Genomic DNA, 447 nt, shown 5'->3' with positions numbered 1-447 from the left:
TCGGGCACCTTGCGGGCGTAGCCGCGATAGGCCTTCACCGCCGCCGCCACCTGCTCCGGGCTGCCGGTGAGGCCGGTGATGCGCGGATCGAAGCTCGACAGGTAGGCCTTCAGGTCCTCCGGCCGGTCGCGCTCCGGATCGACGGTGATGAAGGCCACGCGCATGTCCCGGCCCTTCCGGCCGAGCGCGCCGAGGACGTCGGTGACCTGCTGGAGCGTCGTCGGGCAGATGTCCGGGCAGTGCGTGAAGCCGAAGAAGACGAGGTGGGGCGCGCCCGCGAAGTCCCGCTCCGTGACCGTCCTGCCGTCCTGGTCCAAGAGGGTGAACGGGCCGCCGACGCTCGCCGTCTGCACGGGCGCCTTCTCGGGCGCCAGCATGAACACCATGGCTCCGCTGAGCCCGGCGAGGCCGAGGGCGAAGGCGGCGAGCGGCAGCAGGCGGCGCGTC

At 72.7% G+C, this 447-nt stretch carries 1 protein-coding gene; it reads right to left on the bottom strand.

All coding sequences use genetic code 11. The annotated features are described in order from the left end of the window. Positions 1–447, bottom strand: a 447-nt coding sequence (locus RAD15_RS43870) for an SCO family protein (RefSeq protein WP_458184871.1), incomplete at both ends; no start/stop codon positions are given.

The sequence above is a fragment of the Bradyrhizobium sp. 14AA genome (genome assembly GCF_054185205.1).
Note: the sequence above shows the minus strand (reverse complement) of the source record. Positions and strands in the feature narration are given on the sequence as shown.